We start from the raw sequence: 21,266 nt of genomic DNA, 5'->3' as shown, positions 1-21,266 counted from the left end.
TGATTCATTACATAATGAGTTAAGGATAATCTATGTTCGCACATATTACCCCGTCAACGCCCGATCCTATTATGTCACTGATGGAAGCCTATATGCAGGATGCTAATCCGCAAAAGGTTAACTTGGGTATAGGCCTGTATTACGACCATCAGGGTAATATTCCCTTGATGCAGGCCGTACATATTGCCGAACAGCGTTTACTGGAACAACAGCGGCCACATACTTACCCGCCAATCGAAGGTTCTGCACTGTTTGCCCGCCAGATCCAGACGCTGCTGTTTGGTGAACCGGCGGACCGTATTGCTACGGTACAAAGTGTGGGTGGCTCTGGCGCACTGAAACTGGGTGCCGATTTTATTTATCACTATCTGGCGCGCCGCGAAATCTGGGTTTCCGATCCTACCTGGGCCAACCACTGGGCGATCTTCGAAGGGGCTGGCTTGAAGGTGAATACCTACCCGTATTTTGACGATGCGTCTGGCCAACTGCGTTTGGAAGCCATGCTCGACATGCTTTCCACTTTGCCGGAGGGGGCAGTGGTATTGCTGCATCCGTGCTGCCATAACCCCACCGGCACCGATCTCAGCCCGGCGCAATGGCAAAGGGTGATCGATGTGGTGCAACAGCGTCGGCTACTGCCTTTCTTTGACATCGCGTATCAAGGCTTTGGCGATGGGCTGGACGAAGACTGCTTCGCGCTGCGGGCGATGTTGAAAACCGACGTGGATTTTCTGGTCAGCAACTCCTTTTCCAAGAACGTGGCGCTGTATGGCCAGCGTTTAGGGGGGCTATCGGTGCGCTGCGCTACGGCCGAGGCGGCGGCGAACGTAAAAGGTGCATTGAAGACGCTGATCCGCCGCAGTTATTCCTGCCCACCGACTCACGGTAGCCAGATTGTGGAAACCCTGATGGCAGACCCGCAGCTATACCAACAGTGGGCCAGTGAGTTGACCACCATGCGTCAACGCATCAAACAGATGCGCGTTGGCCTGGCTGCTGGCCTGGAGCAGGGCGGTACCACGCTGGACTACACCCGCATTCGCGATCAAAAGGGCATGTTCAGCTACACCGGGTTGAATGAACGCCAGCTCGGTCAACTGCGGCAGCAATATTCCATTTATCTGGTGGCGCCCGGCAGGATGTGTCTGCCTGGCCTGAACCAGCAAAACCTGGACTATGTGACCGCCGCCATCCTTGACGTTACCCGTACCGCATAGAAAAGGTGAGCAACCATGAAAGATGCGAAACGTTTTGACGCTATCGCCCAGCGGCAGGATGGGCTGAAAAAGCACCTGACCGCCGGGCAGATGTCGATGCTGGCGATCGGTGGGGCCATCGGTACCGGCCTGTTTCTGGGGAGTGCTTACGCGATCCAGATGGCTGGGCCAAGCGTATTGCTGAGCTATTTCATCGGCGGGGTGATTGCGCTGCTGCTGATGGGATGCCTGGCGGAAATGACCTCCGAGCACCCAACCCCAGGATCGTTCGGCGATTATGCAGAGTTCTATCTCAGCCCGCTGTTTGGCTTTCTGGTGCGCTATTCCTATTGGTCTTGCGTGGTGTTGGCGGTGGGCACCGAGGTGACCGCCATCGGCATGTATATGCAGTTCTGGTTCCCAGGTACGCCGATCTGGCCGTGGGTGCTGTTGTTCTCGGCGGCGGTGATCGTCGTCAACGTGGTTGGGGTCAAGTCTTTTGGCCAGGTGGAGTACGCCCTCTCTACCGTCAAGGTGGTGGCCATTTCAGCGTTTATCATGATTGGCATCGGCATCCTGGCGTTTTCCGCCAACCCGACCTTCGGCATCCGTAACTTCACCGACAACGGTGGCTTCTTCCCGTTCGGGGTGAAAGGCATGTGGTTTGCGGTGATCGTATCGATATTCAGCTATCTGAGTATTGAGATGATCGCGGTTGCCGCAGGGGAAGCGAAAAACCCGGTGGTTGCCGTGAAAAGCGCGTTTAAAGGCACTATTCTGCGGTTGTTTATCTTCTATATGATGTCGATAGCGCTGATGCTGGCCATCGTACCGTGGCGGCAGTCTGGCACTGGTGAAAGCCCGTTCCTGGTGGCGATGAACGTGATCCATCTACCTGCCGCCGCCGGGATCTTTAACTTTGTGGTACTGATTGCTGCACTGTCTGCCATGAACAGCCAGCTGTATATCACCACCCGCATGATGTTTTCACTGTCCCGTGCCGGGCAGGCTCCGGCGGCGCTGGGGCGGCTTAGCAAACGGGGGATTCCGGTCAATGCGTTGGCGCTCTCCTGCGTGGGGATTATTGTCTCTATCGTGCTGAGTATTGCCGCTCCAGAGCAATCGTTCGCGGTGATGATGTCGATCTCGGTGTACGGTGCCTGTTTCACCTGGCTGATGATCTTTGTTACCCACCTGTTCTTCCGCCGCCAGCATACGCAGACGCACCTCAAGTTCCGCATGTGGGGTTATCCTTACTTTACCTTGGCGGGGGCGCTCCTGATGGCTGGCTTGATGATAACCACGTTGTTCACGGACTTCTTTAGAATGACGCTGTGGTTTGGCATTCCCTTCACCGCGCTGCTAGTCGCCATCTATTTTTACAGTCGACGAGGGCAGGCATCGGTTGCAGCTGAAGCACCGGTACAGAGTTTGGAGTAATGTTGACCGGGCTGCGGCCCGGCCAAGCACTAAAGCTGGCTTTTGGGGATGATGTGGTCGCCGAAGTTCAGACGTTGGCGGCCTGGCTCTGGTTCAGAGAGAGGGGCCACTTCTTTCAGGCTGTTTTTGCAGCGTAGGACCAGCTCTTGATACTGGAGTGTGCCAGTGCGTTTCCAGGCTAATTCCTGTTCGGTCAGTTCGCGGATCACCCTTGCCGGGCTGCCAATCACCAGTTGGTTGGCGCCAATCTCCGCGGCGGCCTTGACGAAGGAACCCGCGCCGACGATGGAGTTCTCACCAATGACCGCACCGTCCATGATGATGGCATTCATGCCGATCATCGCGTTACGGCGTACGCGGCAGCCATGGAGTATGGCGCTGTGGCCGATATGCCCATCTTGTTCCACTATCGTGTCCTGCAGCGGGAAGCCGTGCATCACGCAGTTATCCTGCACGTTGGCACCGTCTTCGACCACAATGCGCCCAAAGTCGCCGCGCAGGCTGGCATTGGGGCCGATGTAGACGCCTTTGCCGATAATCACGTCGCCAATCAGGACCGCAGTGGGGTGAACATAGCTGCTGGGATCGACCACCGGCGTCAAGCCGTCAATCTGATACACGGGCATAGCGCAAACTCCTCAAAATGTAGTGGGATCGCGCGGCAGTCCGCCAAAGCGGCGATAGTAACCGGCACTGGGTGCAGGTAAGGTGCCGATGGAGGTTTCTGCCAAAGCGCTGACATATTCCGTCGCGGCGCGATCCACTCGCTGATAGATATTGATGCACAGGTTGCGGGCGATTTGGCCCTCCCATTGAGCGGGTAACAGGGCATCTGGCAGCAGAGGATCTTTCAACACCACGCGGCGGAAAAAGTGGATTAATAATAGCTTAATCTGAAAGCATCGCAGGGGCGTCAGTTCTTGTTCGTCGGCTTCGCGCAGTAAGGCCATCAACGGGCGGAAGGAGACGATAAACTCATGGTAGTAACCGGCCACCTCGCTCAACGACCAGCAGTTGGCGACCATTTGGCGCAGCGTCTGTTCGGAACGGTTATAGGGATAGTCGGCACGGAAGTAGATCACCTGTTCACTGGCGTTGAGCTCGCCGAGCAGGGCGGCGACGTCGGTTTGCGCATGAGTGGGGGCGGCCATCAGGTTATTGGCGATCTGGCCAAAGCCCAGCCAGCCCAGATCTTTTTTCAGCCGCGCACGCTCGGTTTTTTCCGCACTTTCCAACAGCAGTAGCTCCCACTTGCCGTCCCACTGTGGCTGTTCGCTGAGGTAGATTTTGGATTCGGCATGGCGAAACTGGCGCATACCCTGTTCGGTAACGCGGTAATAGCTGCGCCGCCCGATCTTCTCTACGTCCAGCCAACCCTCTTTTTGCAAACGAAACACTGAGGTACGCACGAAACGATCGCCGAAGCCCAAGGCTTCCAGCAGTGCGCTCAAGCTGCCCAGCCACACCTCACCACCGCGATGGCTCAGCGCATCACCGTAGAGTGAGATGATCAGCGAGGTGCCGCTGATCGGTTGGGCACTTAACGCATGGCGGATAAAGTCGTCCAGTTTATGTTCCATATTTTTCCCTGGGTAAGCCTTTGCTGAGACACGACATTAGCATAAACGACAAAGGCTTGCCCCTCACCCCAACCCTCTCCCACAGGGAGAGGGAGCTGATAGCCCCTGCCCGTTTGGAAGTAAAGCGATAATCTAAGCTAACTCGAACAGTTCAGAGAGGGAGCTGGTAGCCTCTGCCCGTTTGGAAATAAAGCGATAATCTAAGCTAACTCGATCGCTTCCTAATCCCAAGTGGGTCACTCTACTTTCAAGCACACTCGATCGCCTTCTCATTCATGGTGGGTCACTCTACTTTCAAGCATACTCGATCGGTCCCCTCTCCTTTGGGAGAGGGTTAGGGTGAGGGGAAAAATCACCTTGGTCGCAGATCGATCACCCGCTGGGCCTTGCCTTCCGAGCGAGGAATATCGCCACAGTTGGCAATGCTGACGTCGGTGCTGACCCCGACTATCGATTTGATATGGTGACGCAGTTGGTGGCAGATATCGCAACGCTGCTGGTGGCTGAGCATAAGCGCCGACTCTTTCAGTTCCACCCGTACCGCCAAGGTATCCAGATGCCCGGCACGGCTCACCTGCAGTTGATAATGCGGCGACAGATGCTCGAACTGCATAATCTGTTCTTCCACCTGTGACGGGAACACGTTCACGCCGCGAATGATCAGCATATCGTCGGAACGGCCGGTGATTTTGCCCATCCGGCGCATGTTGCGGGCATCCCCTGGCATTAGGTGGGTGAGGTCGCGCGTGCGATAGCGGATCACCGGTAGCGCCTCTTTGGTCAGCGTGGTGAAAACCAGTTCGCCATGCTCGCCGTCAGTTTGTGTCGCGCCTGTCTCCGGGTTGATGATCTCTGGCAGGAAGTGGTCTTCCCAGATGGTCGGGCCGCCGCCGCTTTCGGCACACTCCATCGCCACGCCTGGCCCCATCACTTCGGAAAGGCCGTAGATATCCAGTGCCTTGATCCCCATGCGTGACTCGATTTCATGGCGTAGAGATTCTGTCCAGGGTTCTGCACCAAACACGCCCAAACGCAGGGAGCAGTTGCGTGCATCGCCGCCCATTTTGCGTTCCAACTCGTCGATCAGCGTCAGGCAGTAGGATGGAGTCACCATGATCACGTCGGGTTTGAAATCCAGGATCAGCTGCACCTGCTTCTCCGTCTGGCCGCCGGACATCGGGATCACCGTCGCACCCAGGCGTTCTGCGCCATAGTGTGCACCCAGCCCGCCGGTAAACAGGCCGTAACCGTAGGCAACGTGGATTTTGTCTTTGGCCGTGGCCCCGGCAGAGCGCAGGCAGCGGGCGACAATATCGGCCCAGTTATCGATATCCCGCTGGGTATAACCGACTACCGTCGGGCGGCCTGTGGTACCAGATGAAGCATGAATGCGTACCACCTGTTCCATCGGCACGGCAAAGGTGTCGAACGGATAGTTGTCACGCAGATCCTGCTTGGTGGTGTAGGGGAACAACGCCAGATCGCTCAGTTGCTTCAGATCGCTCGGGTGAACGCCGGCCTGATCGAACTTGCGCTGATACATAGGTACGTTGTTGTAGGCATGGTGCAGGGTCCATTGCAGGCGTTCCAGTTGTAATGCTTCGATTTCGTCGCGTGAAGCAAATTCAATCGCGTCGATGGGCCGTGGATTTGTAGTCATCTTTTTAGCCTCGCAGGTGTTAGACACGCTCAATAATCATGGCAATGCCCTGACCGACGCCAATGCACATGGTGCACAGTGCGTAGCGGCCAGCGCGACGTTCCAGCTCAAACAGGGCGGCCAGCGCCAGGCGCGCACCGCTCATGCCCAATGGATGGCCAAGCGCGATGGCACCCCCGTTGGGATTGACCCGTTCGGCATCATCCGGCAGACCAAGCTGGCGCAATACCGCCAACGCCTGTGCGGCGAATGCTTCGTTAAGTTCAATGACGTCCATCTGCGCCAGGCTTAACCCGGCAATTTCCAGGACTTTGCGGGTCGCGGGCAGCGGGCCGATCCCCATCAATCGTGGCTCCACGCCGCAGGTGGCGGTGGCGACAATGCGTGCCCGTGGCGTCAGACCTTGCTGCAAGGCCATGGCTTCGGAAGCGACAATCAGCGCCGCCGCACCGTCGTTGACGCCAGAGGCATTGCCAGCCGTGATACAGCCCGGCTGACGGAACGGCGTTTTCAGTTTCTGTAACTGCTCCAACGTGGTTTCTGCACGCGGATGTTCGTCTTCGCTGAACTGAGTAATGGCCCCTTTTTTGCCGCTGAGGCTCACCGGGATAATTTCCTGTGCCAGGATCCCCCGCTGTTGTGCCAGAGCGGTGCGCTGCTGGCTGCGCAGGGCAAAGGCATCCTGATCGGCACGACTGATGCCAAACTGTGCCGCGACGTTTTCGGCGGTTTCCGGCATGGAGTCGGTACCGAAAGCTTCATGCATCAGTGGGTTAACAAACCGCCAGCCGATAGTGGTGTCAAACAGCTGTGCCTGGCGGCTGAACGCGCTGTCTGCCTTACCCATTACCAGCGGGGCACGGGTCATGGATTCGGCTCCTCCGGCCAGGACCAGGTTGGCCTCTCCGGCCTTGATGCTGCGGGCCGCCATTGCCAACGCATCCAACCCTGAGCCGCATAGCCGGTTGATGGTGGCACCGGAAACGTTTTGCGGCAGCCCGGCCAGCAGCGCCGCCATACGTGCCAGATTGCGGTTGTCTTCCCCGGCCTGATTGGCGCAGCCGAGGATCACGTCATCCACCCGCGACCAATCCACATTAGGGTGGCGCTCTAGCAGAGCACGCAGCGGTAGGGCAGCTAAATCGTCAGCCCGCACGTTTGCCAGTGCGCCGCCGTAACGGCCAATCGGCGTGCGGACGCCGTCGCAAATAAAGGCCTGGTTCATGGCTGCTCTCCCAAAATGCTGTGGCCCAACCGATGGGCGCGGCCACGGAACCAGGCGACGGTTTTCCCCAGTTGGTTAACGATCTCAACGTCGTATAATCCGGTGGTTTTACCCTGATGGCGCACTTCCGCGCATGCGGTTAGGCGGTCGCCTGCCAGCGCAGGGCGGATAAAATCGATGGTGCAGCCAGAAGCGACCGCCGCCAGCCCCTGACTGTTGCAGGCATAAGCAAAGGCGGTATCTGCCAGGCTGAACAGTTGGCCACCGTGACAGGTCTGGTGGCCATTGAGCATCTGTGGGCCGACGGTCATGCTGACTTTGGCCATGCCGGCATCCACGGCATCGATGCGCATATCCATTGCCTGTGCGCAGGTATCTTGGCTAAACATCTGTTCGGCGCAACGCTGGGCCAGCGCGCGGGGAGTGTTGGCATTCATCAGCATTTGGCTCCTGAATAATGGGAGGCATAACGGCGCAGCAGCGGCATTGGGCGATAGCGGGGTTCCGCGTAATAACGTTGCAGGTTTTCCAGCGTGGTGAGAATTTGTTGCCAACCGAGCTTGCTGCCCCAAGCCAACGGACCTTGCGGGTAGTTGACGCCAAACCGCATGGCATCGTCGGTATCGGCGGCATTGGCCACGCCTTTATTCACCACGTCCAGGGCTTCATTAGCCAGCATGGCGACGGTGCGCATCACCAGCAGGCCCGGATAATCAGGCAGGCGGATCACCTGTTTACCCAGCGATTGCAGCAGGCGGATGACCTTGGCCGTGTGCGGCACCGCGTTCTGCTCGGCGCTGCTGATGGCGATAACGGGGGCGTGCTGATAGTTGACGGACAGGTCGAACAGAACCACGGGCGATCCGATTTCTTCGGCGACTTGGCTTGCCGTTTTACCATTTGTTAACATAAATGTAACTTCATCGACCCGCGCAAACGGACTGGTCTGGCCAGAATGTTTGATCGCCGCCGCATTTCCCGTCAGCAACTGTGCAAACTCACCGATGGCCGACCAGTCGCCGTGCAACGTGACGGAATGAGGCAAGTCAGCCGTTACCGCCGAAGCAAAAGTTGCTGACGGTACGGCCTGCTCACTGCCATAGCGGTAGAAACCCCGGCCACTCTTGCGGCCCAAATGCCCGGCAGCCACCAGTTCCTGTTGCACCAGCGAAGGAGTAAAACGGCTGTCCTGATAGAAAGCGTGATAGACCGACTCGGTGACGGCATAGTTGACGTCTTGACCGATAAGGTCGGTTAGTTGCAATGGTCCCATGGCGAAACCACCGGCATCACGCAGTACGGCGTCAAGGGTGGCCGGATCGGCAATCTGTTCTTCCAGCGCGCGCAGGGTTTCGCCGTAGAAAGGTCGGGCTACGCGGTTGACGATAAAGCCTGGCGTAGAACGGCACACGACGCTGTGTTTACCCCAATGCTGAGCCAAGACTTGCAGGCAGCTCAGCGTTTCCGGGCTGGTTTCCAGCCCTCCGACGATCTCCACCAGTTTCATTAGCGGAGCCGGGTTGAAGAAGTGCAGGCCCGCCATGCGCTGCGGGTGCTGAAGCGCGCTAGCGATGGCGGTAATAGAGAGTGAAGAGGTATTGCTGGCAAACAGCGTATCGGTGGAGCATATCGCCTCCAGATCGCGAAAAAGGCTCTGTTTGATCGCCAGCTTTTCCGCCACCGCTTCGATCACCAGGCTGCAGTCGGCCAGATCGCTCAACGAGCCAGTCAACTGAATATGTCCCAGCAGGGTTTCGGTGCTGTGGGCATCGGCTTTACCTGCCTCGACCCGTTTGCGTAGGCGTTGCTCGAGCTGTTCCAGCGCGCGGGAGGCAGCGGGCAGGGCGATATCGAACAGCTTGACCTGATGCCCTGCCGCAGCGGCTACCTGGGCAATACCGATCCCCATGGTTCCAGCACCAATCACGGCCACCGTTGCGGAGGTGGCTAGGGTATTTATCGCCATCTTCTCTCTCATGGCTATTTCCCGCTGAAGTTCGGTGAACGTTTGGCGAAGAAGGCGCTGACGCCTTCGCGATAGTCTTCACTACGGCCACCCAGGCGCTGTAAATCGCGCTCTAAATCGAGCTGCTGGTCGAGCGTATTGCTGGCCGAGCTGTACATGGCTTTTTTAATCAGCCCCAGGCCGTAGGTAGGTTGGGTAGCAAGCTGTTTGGCCATGCTCTGGGTGTGGCCGGCCAGCTCGGCGGCAGCCACGACCTGCCAGATCATTCCCCACTCCAGCGCCTGCTGAGCGCTGATTTTGTCCCCCAGCAGCGCCATACCCATGGCTCGCGCATGCCCGGCCAGGCGGGGCAGATACCAACTGCCGCCGGAGTCTGGCACCAGGCCCAGTTTGCAGAAGGATTGGATGAAGTTGGCGTTGTCGGCGGCCACCACGATGTCGCAGGCCATTGCCAGCGCGGCACCCGCTCCGGCAGCAACGCCGTTAACCGCGCAGACGATCGGCTTGGGTAGCGCGCTCAGGCGGCGGATCAGCGGGTTGTAAAAACGTTCTACGGACAGCCCAAGATCCGGAGGAGCCTGATCCACACTGACGTTACGATCGTTCAGATCCTGCCCGGCGCAGAAGCCACGCCCGGCACCGGTGATCAGCACGCAACGCACGCTGTCATCGCGTTCGGCTACGGTCAGCGCCTCGCTGAGCTGGTGGTGCATTTCATCGTTAAAGCTGTTGAGCCGGTCGGGGCGATTCAGGGTAATGGTCAACACCCCGGCTTCGATGTGGCTAAGAATTAATGCGTTTTCCATAAATCAGCGCCCTTGATAGTTCGGTGTGCGTTTTTCGAAGAAGGCGGCAATGCCTTCCCGGCGATCTTCGGTAGCGGCCAGAGTGACGAACTGCTGGCGTTCCATCTGCAAGCCTTGGCTTAGGCTGGTTTCCTGTGCCTGTTTTAGTGCCTGTTTGGCCGCGCGCAGCGCCAGCGGTGCCTGTTGGCTGATGCGGTGGGCCAGTTGTTGAGTACGCTCCAGCGTTAATGCGTCGACACAAACCTCGCTTACCAGCCCGGCTTGCAGTGCGCAGCGGGCGTCGATGGCTTCACCGGTCAGCACCATTTGATAGGCGCGGGACTTGCCCACGCTGCGGATCAGGCGTTGGGTACCACCGGCGCCGGGGATCAGGCCTAAAGTGATTTCCGGCAGGCCGAAGCGGGCGCTTTCGCCGCAAAGGGTAATGTCGCAGGCCAGAGCGAGCTCACAGCCAGCACCGAGCGCGTAACCGTTGACCGCCGCCAGCAAGGGTTTGCTGAACTGAGCCAACCGCTGCCATAGCAAAGGGCGGTGATCGAGCTGGGTAGCGGCGACATCCTGCTGCTGTAATTCGCGCAGATCGGCACCGGCAGCGAAGAACCGGGCGGCACCGGCGATCACCACCGCACCGACGTCGGCATCGCTGTCGGCCTGTTCCAGTTGATAAACCAACTGCTCCAGGCAGGCAGTGCTCAACGCATTGCGGGCATCGGGGCGGTGCAGCGTCAGTGTGACCACGCGTTGCTGCTGTTCGCGCAGGATCCAAGGGGTTTCCATCGTCGGCTCCTAAACGTCAAAATCCAGCACCACGCCTTCACCGCGTGGCCAGGACTGGCAGCTCAAGACATAGCCTGCCGCCAGTTGATCCGGCTCCAGGCTGTAGTTGATCGCCATATCCACCTCACCAGCCTTCAGTTTGCATTTGCAGGTGGCGCAGACGCCGCCTTTGCAGGCGTAGGGCAAATCGGCCCCCTGACGTAATGCGGCATCCAGAATGCTGTCATCCTCGCTGCCGACGTCGATTTTGAGGCTGCGGCCATCAAGCCGGATCTCTACCTGAGTCGCGTTGCGGCTGCCTGCATTGGCAGGCCGGGCGACGATGCCGCTGGTGTTGAAACGCTCGCTGTGAATACGCCCGGCAGGCATACCGGCCAGCTCCAGCACGGTATGCGCGTCGTCCATCATCGCTTCCGGGCCGCAGATAAAGGCGTGGTCGAACTCGTTGAAGTCCACCAACGTGTTACCCAGCGCGGTCAGGTGGTCACGATCGATGCGGCCACTGAGCAGCGGGCTGTCGAGATTTTCCTGGCTAAAGAGATACAGCGGCTGGAAGCGCTGTGGATAACGGTTTTTCAGATCCGAGAGGGCTTCTTTAAACATCACCGAGCGGCTGGTGCGGTTGCCATAAATCAGCGTGAACTGGCTGTTGGGTTCCAATTGCAACGTCGCCTTGATGATCGATAGCATCGGCGTGATGCCGGAGCCAGCGGCGATCGCCAGATAGTTGCCCTGGGTTTGTGCCTGCGGCTGGTAGCCAAAGCGGCCCTGCGGCAGCATCACTTCCAACTCGTCACCCACCTGCAGGCTTTGGTTGATAAACGAAGAGAAACGCCCCTGATGGATCGCCTTGATGCCGATTTGCAATACGCCGTCCTGCGGTGCGCTACAGATGGAATAGCAGCGACGCAGTTCTTCGCCGTTGACCCGCGCCTTGAGCGTCAGGTGCTGGCCGGGGGTATAGCCGTAATGGGATTTCAGTTCGTCCGGGACGCGCAGCGTGATGGCTACGGCGTCCGGCGTTTCGCGCTCGATGGCTGCGACATTCAGGCGATGAAAGACCGTCATGGTTTTCAGTGCTCCTAAATACATTTGAAATAGTCGAACGGTTCCCGGCATTCGCAGCAGCGGTAAAGCGCTTTGCAGGCGGTGGAACCGAACTCGCTGATCTTTTCCGTGTGCTCGCTGCCGCAACGGGGGCACTGCACCGGGCCATGGGCTAAAGGCTTCTCACAGGTTTGCCCCTGTGGTGGTGCCACGCCGTATTCACGCAGGCGTTGGCGAGCATCTGCATTCATCCAGTCGGTGGTCCAGGCCGGGCTGAGGCTGATGGTGATCTTCACCGGGCTGAAACCTGCCTCGTTCAGCGTCTGTTCAATGGCGTTGAGCAGGTACTCGGTCGCCGGGCAGCCGGAATAGGTTGGGGTAAAGGTGATGTGCCAGCCTGCACCATCGCGCTCCACGTCACGTACCATGCCCAGATCGGTAATGGACAGTACCGGCAGTTCGGGATCGCTGATCTGCTGTAAGCAGTGCCAGATCTGCGGGATCTCGGCCGGTTGCAGTCGGGTGATATTCATCATTGCTTCTACCAGCTACAGTTCGGGTAAGCGCGTGGCAGAAACTGCATCTCTGCCAACATTGGGCCGAGGTGTTCAGTGTGCCGCCCTTGCTTGCCGCCGTGGCGAAATGCCTGCTCGGTGGGCAGCGCGAGCGTGGCCTGTTGCAGCGTATCGTTCACCATCGCCTGCCACGGTGCCTGCAATTGGCGTGGATCGACGGCAATACCCCGTTCGGCCAATTGCAGCTCAATCTCGTCGGCGTGGAACAGCTCGGCGGTGAAGCGCCACAGATCGTTTAATGACTGCTGGATCTTCTGGTGGCTGATTTCACTGCCGTCACCCAGGCGGATCATCCAGCCGTGGCTGAAACGCAGGTGATAATCCGCTTCCTTCAGCGATTTGGCGGCGATGGCGGCCAGTTGGCCGTCTTTGCTGCGGCTCAATTCCCGGTGCAGCAGCACGTGGTAGGTATCGAGCAAGAACTGGCGTACCAGCGTGTCGTTAAAGCCGCCGTTGGGCTGTTCTGCCAACAGCAGGTTGTGGAATTCACGTTCGTCGCGGCCGAAGGCCAGGCTGTCTTCGCTGTGCTGCGGGCCGGAAAGCTCGGCGGCATAGGCCAGAAAATTGCGCGCCTGGCCCAGCAGATCGAGGCCAATATTGGCCAGTGCCAGGTCGATCTCCAGCTCAGGAGCATGACCACACCAAGCGCACAGGCGCTGTGCCAGAATGAGCGGTGTATCGCCCAAGCGCAGGGCATAGCTGATTGTTGCTGCGTTACTCATCGTCATGGCCTGCCTCTACATGTTCTTGATGCCGTCGGGGATGGTGTAGAACGTGGGATGACGGTAGATTTTGTCGTCGGAAGGATCGAAGAATGCCGCCCGATCCTCCGCTTGAGAGGCGATCAGATGGCAGGATTGCACCACCCAGATCGAACAGCCCTCACTGCGTCGGGTGTAGGCATCGCGGGCGTTTTCCAGCGCCATCTGATCGTCTGCAGCATGCAGGCTGCCCACGTGGCGATGGGCCAAACCCTGCTTGCTGCGGATAAACACTTCATACAACGGCCATTCGGCGTGAGTCATTTTTCTCTCCTCGATTAAGCTGCATTTGCCGCGCGTTTGCTGGCATGTGCCATGGCACCATCCCGTACCCAACTGCCTTCGTCCCAGGCTTTACGCTTGGCTTGCAGGCGTTCGTGGTTGCACTGCCCACGCCCCTGGATCACGTCGTGCAGTTCTGCCCAGTCGATCTCGCCAAAGCGGTAATGTCCGCTGGCTTCATCCCATGCCAAATCGGCATCGGGGGCGGTCATGCCCAGGGCTTCCAGTTGCGGTACGGTGTTGTCGATAAACTTCTGCCGCAGCTCGTCATTGCTGTGGCGTTTGATTTTCCAGGCCATGCTCTGTGCGCTGTGGGGGGAATCGCTATCGTTGGGGCCAAACATCATCAGCGCTGGCCACCAGAAGCGGTTGATGGCGTCCTGTAACATGGCCTTTTGCGCTTCGCTGCCCTGGGCCATCACCATCACGGCTTCATAGCCTTGACGCTGGTGGAAGCTCTCTTCTTTACAGATTTTCACCATCGCCCTGGCATAGGGGCCGTAAGAGGCACGGCACAGAGCTACCTGATTGACGATGGCGGCACCGTCGACCAGCCAGCCGATCACGCCAATGTCAGCCCAGTTCAGCGTTGGATAGTTGAAGATCGAGGAGTACTTCATCTGACCGGCGAGCATCTTTTGGTAGATATCCTGGCGGGTGCAGCCGAGGGTTTCCGCCGCGCTGTACAGATAAAGACCGTGCCCGGCCTCATCCTGGACTTTCGCCAGTAACACCGCTTTGCGCCGTAGGGAAGGGGCGCGGGTCAGCCAATTGGCTTCAGGCAACATGCCGACCACTTCGGAATGCGCATGTTGGCCGATTTGCCGGATCAGGTTGCGGCGATAGGCATCCGGCATCCAGTCTTTGGCTTCGATGGAGATATCGGCGGCGATCTTGTCGTCAAAGTGCTGCTGAAATTGTGCGTCAGTTGTCATACTTGCCTCTTGGTGATTCATGTTTTTCACATTAAAACCAAAAATGTGAATCACTTTAACTAACCGTAAAGTTACAAGTTGATAACAGCAAGATCAAATGCAAATACTGTGATTTTGCGATGGCTATCACAATGTATTTTGTTATTTTGTTGATTTTAATGATTATTTGTTTTTCTGGGTTATCGATCAAGTTGGCGTTAACGCACCGGTTTGATGATTTTGTTTTGCTTTTGTTAAATTTTAACCTGGCGCAGAGTGGAAAATATGTGATACATCATTAATATTGATGGTGTCTATTTATGAATTCCGGAGGAGCAAATGCAGCAGTTAACCAGTTACCTTTCTGGCGCTTGGGTGTACGGCCAGGGGCAATCCCGCCAGATCCAGCATGCCGTGACCAGCGAGCCTTTGTATCAGGTCTGCTCCGACGGGCTGCCGTTGGCCGCCAGCCTGAGCTATGCCCGCAAGCTGGGCGGCACGGCGCTGGCAAAGATGACGTTTCAGCAGCGCGCCCAGATGATGAAAGCGGTGGCTAAACACCTGCTGGCTAATAAAGAAGCGCTGTATCAGATCTCCTATCAAACCGGCGCCACGCGCAATGACAGCTGGGTTGATATCGAAGGTGGTATCGCCACGCTGTTCTCCTATGCGGGATTGGCAGGGCGCGAATTGCCGGACGATACGCTGTGGCCGGAAGATGAACTGATCCCACTTTCCAAGCAATTGCAGTTTGCCGCACGCCATGTGCTGACCTCTCGCCCTGGCGTTGCGCTGCATATCAACGCCTTCAACTTCCCTTGCTGGGGAATGTTGGAGAAGCTGGCACCTACCTGGCTGGCGGGGATGCCGGCCATCATCAAACCCGCCACCGCTTCGGCACAGCTAACACAGGCGATGGTGAAGCTGATTATCGACAGCGGGCTGGTGCCGGAAGGAGCTTTGCAACTGATCTGCGGCGGCGTGGGCGATATGTTTGATCACCTCGATTATCAGGATGCGGTGACCTTTACCGGCTCGGCGCAAACCGGGCAGAAGCTACGTTCCCACCCGCGCCTGCTGGAAAAATCCATCGCCTTTACCATGGAAGCCGACTCGTTAAACTGCTGCGTGTTAGGGGAGGACGTGACGCCAGAGATGCCGGAGTTTGCGCTGTTTATCAAAGAGGTCAGCCGCGAAATGACCAGCAAGGCGGGGCAAAAGTGTACTGCTATCCGGCGCATTATCGTTCCGGCGGCCCGCATTGCCGAGGTACAGCAAGCGCTGTTGCAGCGGCTGGCGGGCGTAAAAATTGGCGACCCAGTGTTGGAGCAAGTGCGGATGGGGGCGTTGGTCAATCAGGAACAGCGCGACGACGTGCAGCAAAAGGTGGAATTCCTGATGCGCAATGGCTGTGAGCCACTCTGTGGCGCTACGCTGGATAAATTGGAGGTGGTGGGCGATGGCGCGCAATCAGGCGCGTTTTATCCGATCACCCTGCTGTACTGCGCCGATCCGTTCCGCCATCAGGCCGTACATGGCACCGAGGCGTTTGGCCCGGTGGCGACGCTGATGCCTTATCAAACTACCGAACAGGCCATTGAGTTGGCGTTGCTGGGGCAAGGTAGCCTGGCCGGATCGTTGGTGACGGCTGATGCGGAGCTGGCGTCACAGTTTATTCGAGCAACCGCCTGCGCACACGGCCGTATGTTGGTGCTGGATCGCCACGCGGCTACTGAATCGACCGGCCACGGCTCACCATTGCCTTTGCTGGTGCACGGCGGGCCTGGGCGAGCAGGCGGTGGGGAAGAGCTTGGTGGGCTGCGGGCGGTAAAACACTATATGCAGCGCACGGCAATCCAGGGCAGCCCGTCGATGCTGGCGGCCATCAGCCGTGAATGGGTTCGGGGTGCCGACGTGGTGGAGGAGCAGGTACACCCGTTCCGCAAATACTTTGAGCAGTTGCAGATTGGCGAAAGCTTGCTGACTGCCCGCCGTACCATTACCGAAGCCGATCTTGTCAACTTTGCCTGCCTGAGCGGCGATCATTTCTACGCGCATATGGACAAGATCGGTGCGGCGGAATCACTGTTTGGTGAGCGAGTGGCCCACGGTTACTTTGTGGTGTCTGCCGCCGCCGGGCTGTTTGTCGATCCGGGCGTCGGGCCGGTGATTGCCAACTACGGCATGGAAAACCTGCGTTTTATCGAACCGGTGAAGATTGGCGACACCATTCAGGTGCGGTTGACCTGTAAAAAGAAAATCCGCAAGCCGCAAAAAACCGCCGAGGATCGTCCGCATGGCGTGGTGGTCTGGGATGTACAGGTGCTCAACCAGCATCAGCAGGCCGTCGCGCTGTATAGCATTCTGACGCTGGTGGCGCGCCAGGAAGGGGATTTCAACACGGAACACTAAGGCTGGATCGTCGGGGGCATCATGTTAAGATGCCCCATAATTTGCTGAAATGATCTACACATGACTATTCAACAGCTTACCCTCAATGGTTTTCGTTCCATCCGTAATGTGCAGCTTACTCTTGGCCGTGTAAATGTGATCAGTGGCCCAAACGGATGTGGTAAATCCAACCTGTATAAAGCCGTGCGATTAATCCATGAAGCAGCCAGTGGGCGGCTTTCGCTCGCCTTGGCAGAAGAGGGTGGCATTCAAAATGCGATGTGGGCAGGTGGAGCACGCTTGGGCGATAAACGCGGCGATCCCAAACGGATGATCCTGTCGGCCACCCTGGAGGATTTTGATTATGAAATTCAGCTTGGCTTTCCCCCTCCCGATAATAGTTCTGAGCCAAGCCTGTTTACGCTGGATCCACTGGTCAAGCAGGAGTCGCTGTGGCTGAGTGGGCATCGGCGCCGTAATTCGATGCGTCTGTTGGAACGCGTTAATCAAACCGCATTTCTCACCAATATTCAGGGGGAAAGGGCGGCTTACGCCGGAGTGTTATATGCGGAAGAATCGGTATTTGGTCAGTTGTCCGATCCGCATCTCTACCCCGAGTTATCGCAGGCCAGGGAAATTCTGCGGCAATGGCGTTTTTACCATGAGTTTGCGGTTTGGCCGGGTTCACCGCTGCGTGTCCCACAGGTTGGTATTCGTGCCCCGGTGCTGGCGCACGATGGTAGTAATCTGGCGGCGGCATTCAGAACCATCATCGAGATTGGCAATGGTAATTTATTGTGCGGCATTCTGCGGCGGGCTTTCCCTGATTCTGAGTTTGAGGTGCAGGCACCGCAGGGGCGTTTTGAACTGTTGATGCATCGAGAGGGGATCCTGCGGCCGCTTGAAGCGGCAGAACTCTCCGACGGTACGCTGCGCTTTCTGTGTCTGGCGGTGGCTATGCTCAGCCCAAGACCTCCGGCCTTTATGGCATTGAACGAGCCGGAGAACAGTTTACACCCAGATCTGTTGCCCGCGTTGGCACAACTGATTGCTGAAGCCAGCCGTTACAGTCAGCTGTGGGTGACCAGCCATTCTCCGTTACTGGCGGATTTGATTGCCGAGCATTGTGCCGTAACGCATTACCAGCTCACTCAACAGCAGGGGGAAACCATCGTTGCGCAGCAAGCCTGAGCCTAGAGGCTGCAAACCCGGTTCTTACCGCTTTTCTTCGCCGTATACAGGGCGTTATCCGCCAGGTTGACCAAGCTCAGCGGCGTATCGTTATACGGATGCGGGACTTTAGCACTGGCACCGATGCTGGCGGTGATCATCCCCAGGGGGCTGCCTGTGTGGGCGATCTTTAACTGCCGGATGCCCTCCAGAACCCGTTCGGCAAAGGCGATTGCGCCTTGAAGATCGGTATCCGGCAGAATAATCGCCAGCTCCTCTCCACCGTAACGCGCCATCAGATCGCCAGGGCGGTTGACCATGCTTTTCAGCATGCGCCCCAACTGTTGCAAACACTGATCCCCAGCCACGTGGCCGTAGATATCGTTAAACTGTTTAAAATAATCAATATCCAGCATCAACAGGGCTACGCTGCGATCGTTACGCGCCGCCCGCGTCATTTCGTTTTTTAGTGCGATATCAAACTGGCGGCGGTTGGCAAGGCCAGTCAAGCCATCTAACAAGGCCAGTTCTTCCAGCGTGTGGTTCATCAGCGTCAGTTGATCACGGGTGCGCACCAGCTCGACTTCGGTCTGTACGCTCTGGTTAATCTGACGTATCAGCACCAACCCCAGGGCCAACAGTATGGACAGCAGGACTCCTCCACCTAGTGCAAAAAGTGACGCATCGTTGCGCCAGTCGGCCAGAACGTCTTTTTTCGACAGCCCGGCGGTGATCACCAGTGGATAGCGTTCCACCCGCGAATAACCATATATCCGTTCAACATTGTCGAATTGTGAGAGCATGGTGACGTTGCCAAAGGACGAATGCGGCAGAACTTCGCGGAAGAAAATGCTGTGGGAGATGTTTTTCCCGATGGCATTCTCATTGTAAGGGCGGCGGTACAAAACGGAGCCGTCAGCCAGTATCAGGCTGAGTGAGGCATCGTTGTTAAGGGCAAAGGTGTTGTAAAACTGGCGGAAATAATCGACATACAGCGTCGAAATGACCACGCCGGCAAAGCTGCCGTCCGCAAGGTTCAGGCGGCGCGATACCGGGATAACCAAATCGCCGGTCGAGCGGCTGCGGATCACCTCGCCGATATAAATCATATTATTGTTGTGGGTGAGGTGGTATTTAAAGTAGGCCCGGTCAGCATTATTGGCATGGCTGAGGGGTTTACCGTTGGACGTCAGGATCCAGTTGCCCTGAGCATCATAGATAAAACTGCCATGCAGTTGCGGAAAGTTACTGGCCTGAGTCTGCATGATTTTTTGCAGGCGTAAACGCTGGGGTTGGCCTAAGCCATCGGTTTCAATGCGTTCGCTGAGATCGATCAGGTTATTGTCTATCTGCGCAAAAGTATCTTCGGCATGTTGCGCCAGCGATCTGGCCAGATTCTGCGAGTCATTTTCGGCAATCTGCAGATTGCGTTGATGAGCGTTCCAGATTTGCCAGGCATTGAACATGATTAAGGTGAGCACGACGATAATAACGAACACACCAGCCTGGTAGAGTAACGGCGAGTTTTTGTTTTTCCCGGATAATGGCTGTTTTTGGGGCGGGAGCTGGGGTGCTAGCATAGCATTCCTGTCATGGAATCAGTTAGGTACGGGGATTGCGAACAATCTTAACCCTTCTATTTCCATCTTGCATGTTCCGTTATATTTCCGGGATATGTTCAGCATAAATTGGTATCGGGGGGGCGCATGGCAGCATTATCTGACGCTATGATGCAGGTTTTACTGATACTGGCGGTATATTACCCGTTTACGCTTCTGGCGCTGGCCGGATTGATGATTATCGCCTACCAGCGGCGCAAAGCACCTTTCTGGCGGTTGGCTCTGGTATTGTTGCTGGTGTTGTTTGTCTTGTTCTCACTGGTGGCTGCTAGCTGGCATCGTTAGCGTTGGGCAGTGCCTATCCTCACAGCCAGGCACTGCACCATGCGGCTATTCGACGTTGACCATCCAGTTGACACCGAACTTATCGGTCAGCATGCCAAAGCCCTTGGCCCAGAAGGTCGGTTGGAAAGGCATGGTGATGGTGCCACCTTGGGCTAGCCGGTTAAATACCTCGCCACCTTGCTCGACGCTCTCACTGCGGATCGACAGTGAATACCCTCTATGTGTCTGCCCGCTTGAGTCGGCCGGGCATCCATCCGATGCCATAATGACGTTATCCCCGATCACCAGCCTGGCATGCATAATCGAGTCAGGGTCGGCATTGGACGGCCCATTTTGCTGCTCCTCTGCCGGGATATCTTTGTAACGCATCATGATTTCTATATTGCCGTTTAGCTGCTGGGCATAAAAATTCACCGCTTGCTCACAGTCACCGGCAAAAAACAGATAGGGTTGAATCAGCATGGCTCCTCCTGTTTCTTTCACATAAACAACAGCGCAGCGGAACCATCCCACACGGCGGCCAAGGTATAAACCAAAACCAAAAACAGCATGAAAGGGGGGTTGCTCATGGCGCTATCCTCGGTCGAAGTTCGGTTGAGCATCATTGAGTATAGCTGATTATCGCCACTCAATATGACAGCTGGATGAAAATTGCACAAATTACACTCAGTGATTTTCAGACTGCAAGAGGTAGGTAACTCGCTGATTTTTGACTATAGTAGTAAGGTACAGAGACGTAAATACTGTCAGCGGGTGGTCGCTGGCGGACAACGTCTTGATAATGGCATTGCCAGCAAGTTCGGGCAACGGGTTAATGAGGGAGAGTAAAAATGGGTATCATTTCCTGGATCGTTTTTGGGTTAATCGCCGGTATTTTGGCCAAGTGGATCATGCCGGGTAAAGACGGCGGCGGCTTCATCATGACCGTGATCCTGGGTGTGGTGGGTGCGGTTGTCGGCGGCTATATCAGTACCTTCTTCGGTATGGGCCGGGTTGATGGCTTTAACCTGGGCAGCTTTGTGGTTGCTGTTATCGGTGCCCTGGTGGTGCTTTTTGTCTACAGAAAGATCAGAAGCTAAGCCGGGTTCGATCAACTGGGGTCGCTGCGGCGGCCCTTTTTCTTTTAAATACGATGAACGTACAGCGTTTGAGAAGGGGATAGCGATGGGATTACTGGATGGGTTAGTCGGAGCATTGAGCGGTGGCAAAGGAATGGATTACAGCGCCATCTTGCAGTGGGTTGAACAGCAAGGTGGCCTGCCGGCTATCCTGGACAAATTCCGCCAGGGAAATTTGGCGGACGTGGTCGCCTCCTGGATCGGCACGGGTGAAAATCAGCCAATCAGCGGTGAACACGTTGAGCAGGCGTTAAGTACCGATGCCATTGCACAACTGGCAGGCAAATTGGGGATCGATCCGGCACAGGCTTCTGCTCTGATTGCCCAGTATTTGCCGATGATCACCGATAAACTGTCACCCAATGGCCAGGAGCCACAGGGCGGCGATCTGATGAGCGCCGGGATGGATTTGCTGAAAGGTAAACTGTTCGGCTGATATGGGACTGCGACGGCA

At 57.0% G+C, this 21,266-nt stretch carries 22 protein-coding genes; 7 read left to right on the top strand and 15 right to left on the bottom strand.

Going from position 1 to position 21,266, the window contains the following annotated elements; translation table 11 throughout:
* The first annotated feature begins 32 nt into the window (after positions 1 to 32).
* Together KGP16_RS16340 and KGP16_RS16335 are read left to right on the top strand one after the other, a co-directional pair.
* Positions 33 to 1,217 carry an amino acid aminotransferase gene (locus KGP16_RS16340; protein WP_218519183.1) on the top strand — a complete coding sequence of 395 codons (1,185 nt, stop codon included), beginning with the start codon at positions 33 to 35 and terminating at the stop codon, positions 1,215 to 1,217.
* Positions 1,218 to 1,232: 15 nt separating this feature from the next.
* Positions 1,233 to 2,636 (top strand): amino acid permease, encoded by a 1,404-nt coding sequence (locus KGP16_RS16335; protein ID WP_021180879.1) that lies wholly within the window; start codon positions 1,233 to 1,235, stop codon positions 2,634 to 2,636.
* Positions 2,637 to 2,665: 29 nt separating this feature from the next.
* On the opposite strand, the gene paaY is transcribed toward KGP16_RS16335, so the two are convergent.
* From paaY to paaA, 13 genes are all read right to left on the bottom strand, one after another.
* Positions 2,666 to 3,262 (bottom strand): phenylacetic acid degradation protein PaaY, encoded by a 597-nt coding sequence (gene paaY, locus KGP16_RS16330; protein WP_223498007.1) that lies wholly within the window; start codon positions 3,260 to 3,262, stop codon positions 2,666 to 2,668.
* Between the two features lie 12 nt (positions 3,263 to 3,274).
* On the bottom strand, positions 3,275 to 4,216 hold the full coding sequence (gene paaX / locus KGP16_RS16325; RefSeq protein ID WP_179249048.1) for a phenylacetic acid degradation operon negative regulatory protein PaaX: 942 nt from the start codon (positions 4,214 to 4,216) through the stop codon (positions 3,275 to 3,277).
* A 352-nt stretch (positions 4,217 to 4,568) separates the two neighbouring features.
* Entirely contained in the window at positions 4,569 to 5,876 is a 1,308-nt protein-coding gene (gene paaK / locus KGP16_RS16320; RefSeq protein WP_223499984.1) for a phenylacetate--CoA ligase PaaK, read from the bottom strand.
* 19 nt (positions 5,877 to 5,895) lie between these two features.
* Positions 5,896 to 7,101, bottom strand: coding sequence for a 3-oxoadipyl-CoA thiolase (gene pcaF, locus KGP16_RS16315; RefSeq protein WP_223499983.1), 1,206 nt, complete (start codon positions 7,099 to 7,101; stop codon positions 5,896 to 5,898).
* Complete coding sequence (gene paaI / locus KGP16_RS16310) at positions 7,098 to 7,538, bottom strand: hydroxyphenylacetyl-CoA thioesterase PaaI (protein WP_024485592.1); 441 nt, start codon at positions 7,536 to 7,538, stop codon at positions 7,098 to 7,100. Before paaI ends, pcaF begins: the two co-directional genes overlap by 4 nt.
* Positions 7,538 to 9,067 carry a 3-hydroxyacyl-CoA dehydrogenase gene (locus KGP16_RS16305; protein WP_223499982.1) on the bottom strand — a complete coding sequence of 510 codons (1,530 nt, stop codon included), beginning with the start codon at positions 9,065 to 9,067 and terminating at the stop codon, positions 7,538 to 7,540. The genes paaI and KGP16_RS16305 overlap by 1 nt, the downstream gene beginning before the upstream one ends.
* Positions 9,068 to 9,081: 14 nt before the next feature.
* Complete coding sequence (paaG, locus tag KGP16_RS16300) at positions 9,082 to 9,873, bottom strand: 2-(1,2-epoxy-1,2-dihydrophenyl)acetyl-CoA isomerase PaaG (protein ID WP_223499981.1); 792 nt, start codon at positions 9,871 to 9,873, stop codon at positions 9,082 to 9,084.
* Between the two features lie 3 nt (positions 9,874 to 9,876).
* On the bottom strand, positions 9,877 to 10,650 hold the full coding sequence (gene paaF / locus KGP16_RS16295; RefSeq protein WP_098930648.1) for a 2,3-dehydroadipyl-CoA hydratase PaaF: 774 nt from the start codon (positions 10,648 to 10,650) through the stop codon (positions 9,877 to 9,879).
* A 9-nt stretch (positions 10,651 to 10,659) separates the two neighbouring features.
* Positions 10,660 to 11,718 carry a 1,2-phenylacetyl-CoA epoxidase subunit PaaE gene (gene paaE, locus KGP16_RS16290; protein ID WP_098930650.1) on the bottom strand — a complete coding sequence of 353 codons (1,059 nt, stop codon included), beginning with the start codon at positions 11,716 to 11,718 and terminating at the stop codon, positions 10,660 to 10,662.
* A 14-nt stretch (positions 11,719 to 11,732) separates the two neighbouring features.
* Complete coding sequence (gene paaD / locus KGP16_RS16285) at positions 11,733 to 12,230, bottom strand: 1,2-phenylacetyl-CoA epoxidase subunit PaaD (RefSeq protein WP_065683386.1); 498 nt, start codon at positions 12,228 to 12,230, stop codon at positions 11,733 to 11,735.
* Between the two features lie 8 nt (positions 12,231 to 12,238).
* Positions 12,239 to 13,000, bottom strand: a complete 762-nt coding sequence (gene paaC, locus KGP16_RS16280; protein WP_059201131.1) for a 1,2-phenylacetyl-CoA epoxidase subunit PaaC — start codon at positions 12,998 to 13,000, stop codon at positions 12,239 to 12,241.
* Between the two features lie 9 nt (positions 13,001 to 13,009).
* Positions 13,010 to 13,297 (bottom strand): 1,2-phenylacetyl-CoA epoxidase subunit PaaB, encoded by a 288-nt coding sequence (gene paaB / locus KGP16_RS16275; RefSeq protein WP_021180891.1) that lies wholly within the window; start codon positions 13,295 to 13,297, stop codon positions 13,010 to 13,012.
* Positions 13,298 to 13,311: 14 nt separating this feature from the next.
* The gene (gene paaA / locus KGP16_RS16270; RefSeq protein ID WP_021180892.1) at positions 13,312 to 14,250 is read right to left on the bottom strand and encodes a 1,2-phenylacetyl-CoA epoxidase subunit PaaA; all 939 of its coding nucleotides are present in this window, start codon (positions 14,248 to 14,250) and stop codon (positions 13,312 to 13,314) included.
* 318 nt (positions 14,251 to 14,568) lie between these two features.
* On the opposite strand from paaA, the gene paaZ reads away from it, so the two are divergent.
* Both paaZ and KGP16_RS16260 read left to right on the top strand, forming a co-directional pair.
* A complete protein-coding gene (gene paaZ / locus KGP16_RS16265) occupies positions 14,569 to 16,641 on the top strand; it encodes a phenylacetic acid degradation bifunctional protein PaaZ (RefSeq protein WP_223499979.1) in 2,073 nt (690 codons plus the stop codon).
* Between the two features lie 60 nt (positions 16,642 to 16,701).
* Complete coding sequence (locus tag KGP16_RS16260) at positions 16,702 to 17,811, top strand: AAA family ATPase (protein ID WP_179252787.1); 1,110 nt, start codon at positions 16,702 to 16,704, stop codon at positions 17,809 to 17,811.
* Between the two features lie 2 nt (positions 17,812 to 17,813).
* Here the strand turns inward: KGP16_RS16260 and KGP16_RS16255 are convergent, their stop codons facing one another.
* A complete protein-coding gene (locus tag KGP16_RS16255; protein ID WP_059201128.1) occupies positions 17,814 to 19,370 on the bottom strand; it encodes a GGDEF domain-containing protein in 1,557 nt (518 codons plus the stop codon).
* A gap of 126 nt (positions 19,371 to 19,496) precedes the next feature.
* Here KGP16_RS16255 and KGP16_RS16250 point away from each other — a divergent pair, with 126 nt between their 5' ends.
* Complete coding sequence (locus tag KGP16_RS16250; protein WP_021805744.1) at positions 19,497 to 19,694, top strand: hypothetical protein; 198 nt, start codon at positions 19,497 to 19,499, stop codon at positions 19,692 to 19,694.
* 45 nt (positions 19,695 to 19,739) lie between these two features.
* Here KGP16_RS16250 and KGP16_RS16245 read toward each other — a convergent pair whose 3' ends face one another.
* On the bottom strand, positions 19,740 to 20,156 hold the full coding sequence (locus KGP16_RS16245; RefSeq protein WP_094983075.1) for a VOC family protein: 417 nt from the start codon (positions 20,154 to 20,156) through the stop codon (positions 19,740 to 19,742).
* Positions 20,157 to 20,524: 368 nt separating this feature from the next.
* Here KGP16_RS16245 and KGP16_RS16240 point away from each other — a divergent pair, with 368 nt between their 5' ends.
* Both KGP16_RS16240 and KGP16_RS16235 read left to right on the top strand, forming a co-directional pair.
* Positions 20,525 to 20,773 (top strand): GlsB/YeaQ/YmgE family stress response membrane protein, encoded by a 249-nt coding sequence (locus tag KGP16_RS16240; RefSeq protein ID WP_021805741.1) that lies wholly within the window; start codon positions 20,525 to 20,527, stop codon positions 20,771 to 20,773.
* An 85-nt stretch (positions 20,774 to 20,858) separates the two neighbouring features.
* Positions 20,859 to 21,248 carry a YidB family protein gene (locus KGP16_RS16235; RefSeq protein ID WP_021180899.1) on the top strand — a complete coding sequence of 130 codons (390 nt, stop codon included), beginning with the start codon at positions 20,859 to 20,861 and terminating at the stop codon, positions 21,246 to 21,248.
* Positions 21,249 to 21,266: the final 18 nt, after the last annotated feature.

Source organism: Serratia sp. JSRIV006, from assembly GCF_019968685.1.
Classification (GTDB): Bacteria; Pseudomonadota; Gammaproteobacteria; order Enterobacterales; family Enterobacteriaceae; genus Chania; species Chania fonticola_B.
The sequence above is the reverse complement of the archived record's forward strand: the minus strand, read 5'-3'. Positions and strand labels throughout refer to the sequence as shown.

Coding starts and splice junctions, on each gene's coding strand:
- paaY (WP_223498007.1), bottom strand. CDS start 3,262: ATGCCCGTGTATCAGATTGACGGCTTGACGCCGGTGGTCGATCCCAGC.
- KGP16_RS16235 (WP_021180899.1), top strand. CDS start 20,859: ATGGGATTACTGGATGGGTTAGTCGGAGCATTGAGCGGTGGCAAAGGA.
- pcaF (WP_223499983.1), bottom strand. CDS start 7,101: ATGAACCAGGCCTTTATTTGCGACGGCGTCCGCACGCCGATTGGCCGT.
- KGP16_RS16260 (WP_179252787.1), top strand. CDS start 16,702: ATGACTATTCAACAGCTTACCCTCAATGGTTTTCGTTCCATCCGTAAT.
- KGP16_RS16255 (WP_059201128.1), bottom strand. CDS start 19,370: ATGCTAGCACCCCAGCTCCCGCCCCAAAAACAGCCATTATCCGGGAAA.
- paaB (WP_021180891.1), bottom strand. CDS start 13,297: ATGACTCACGCCGAATGGCCGTTGTATGAAGTGTTTATCCGCAGCAAG.
- paaD (WP_065683386.1), bottom strand. CDS start 12,230: ATGAATATCACCCGACTGCAACCGGCCGAGATCCCGCAGATCTGGCAC.
- paaK (WP_223499984.1), bottom strand. CDS start 5,876: ATGACTACAAATCCACGGCCCATCGACGCGATTGAATTTGCTTCACGC.
- paaI (WP_024485592.1), bottom strand. CDS start 7,538: ATGAATGCCAACACTCCCCGCGCGCTGGCCCAGCGTTGCGCCGAACAG.
- KGP16_RS16250 (WP_021805744.1), top strand. CDS start 19,497: ATGGCAGCATTATCTGACGCTATGATGCAGGTTTTACTGATACTGGCG.
- paaX (WP_179249048.1), bottom strand. CDS start 4,216: ATGGAACATAAACTGGACGACTTTATCCGCCATGCGTTAAGTGCCCAA.
- paaZ (WP_223499979.1), top strand. CDS start 14,569: ATGCAGCAGTTAACCAGTTACCTTTCTGGCGCTTGGGTGTACGGCCAG.
- KGP16_RS16240 (WP_021805741.1), top strand. CDS start 20,525: ATGGGTATCATTTCCTGGATCGTTTTTGGGTTAATCGCCGGTATTTTG.
- paaG (WP_223499981.1), bottom strand. CDS start 9,873: ATGGAAAACGCATTAATTCTTAGCCACATCGAAGCCGGGGTGTTGACC.
- paaE (WP_098930650.1), bottom strand. CDS start 11,718: ATGACGGTCTTTCATCGCCTGAATGTCGCAGCCATCGAGCGCGAAACG.
- paaA (WP_021180892.1), bottom strand. CDS start 14,250: ATGACAACTGACGCACAATTTCAGCAGCACTTTGACGACAAGATCGCC.
- KGP16_RS16335 (WP_021180879.1), top strand. CDS start 1,233: ATGAAAGATGCGAAACGTTTTGACGCTATCGCCCAGCGGCAGGATGGG.
- KGP16_RS16245 (WP_094983075.1), bottom strand. CDS start 20,156: ATGCTGATTCAACCCTATCTGTTTTTTGCCGGTGACTGTGAGCAAGCG.
- paaF (WP_098930648.1), bottom strand. CDS start 10,650: ATGGAAACCCCTTGGATCCTGCGCGAACAGCAGCAACGCGTGGTCACA.
- KGP16_RS16340 (WP_218519183.1), top strand. CDS start 33: ATGTTCGCACATATTACCCCGTCAACGCCCGATCCTATTATGTCACTG.
- paaC (WP_059201131.1), bottom strand. CDS start 13,000: ATGACGATGAGTAACGCAGCAACAATCAGCTATGCCCTGCGCTTGGGC.
- KGP16_RS16305 (WP_223499982.1), bottom strand. CDS start 9,067: ATGGCGATAAATACCCTAGCCACCTCCGCAACGGTGGCCGTGATTGGT.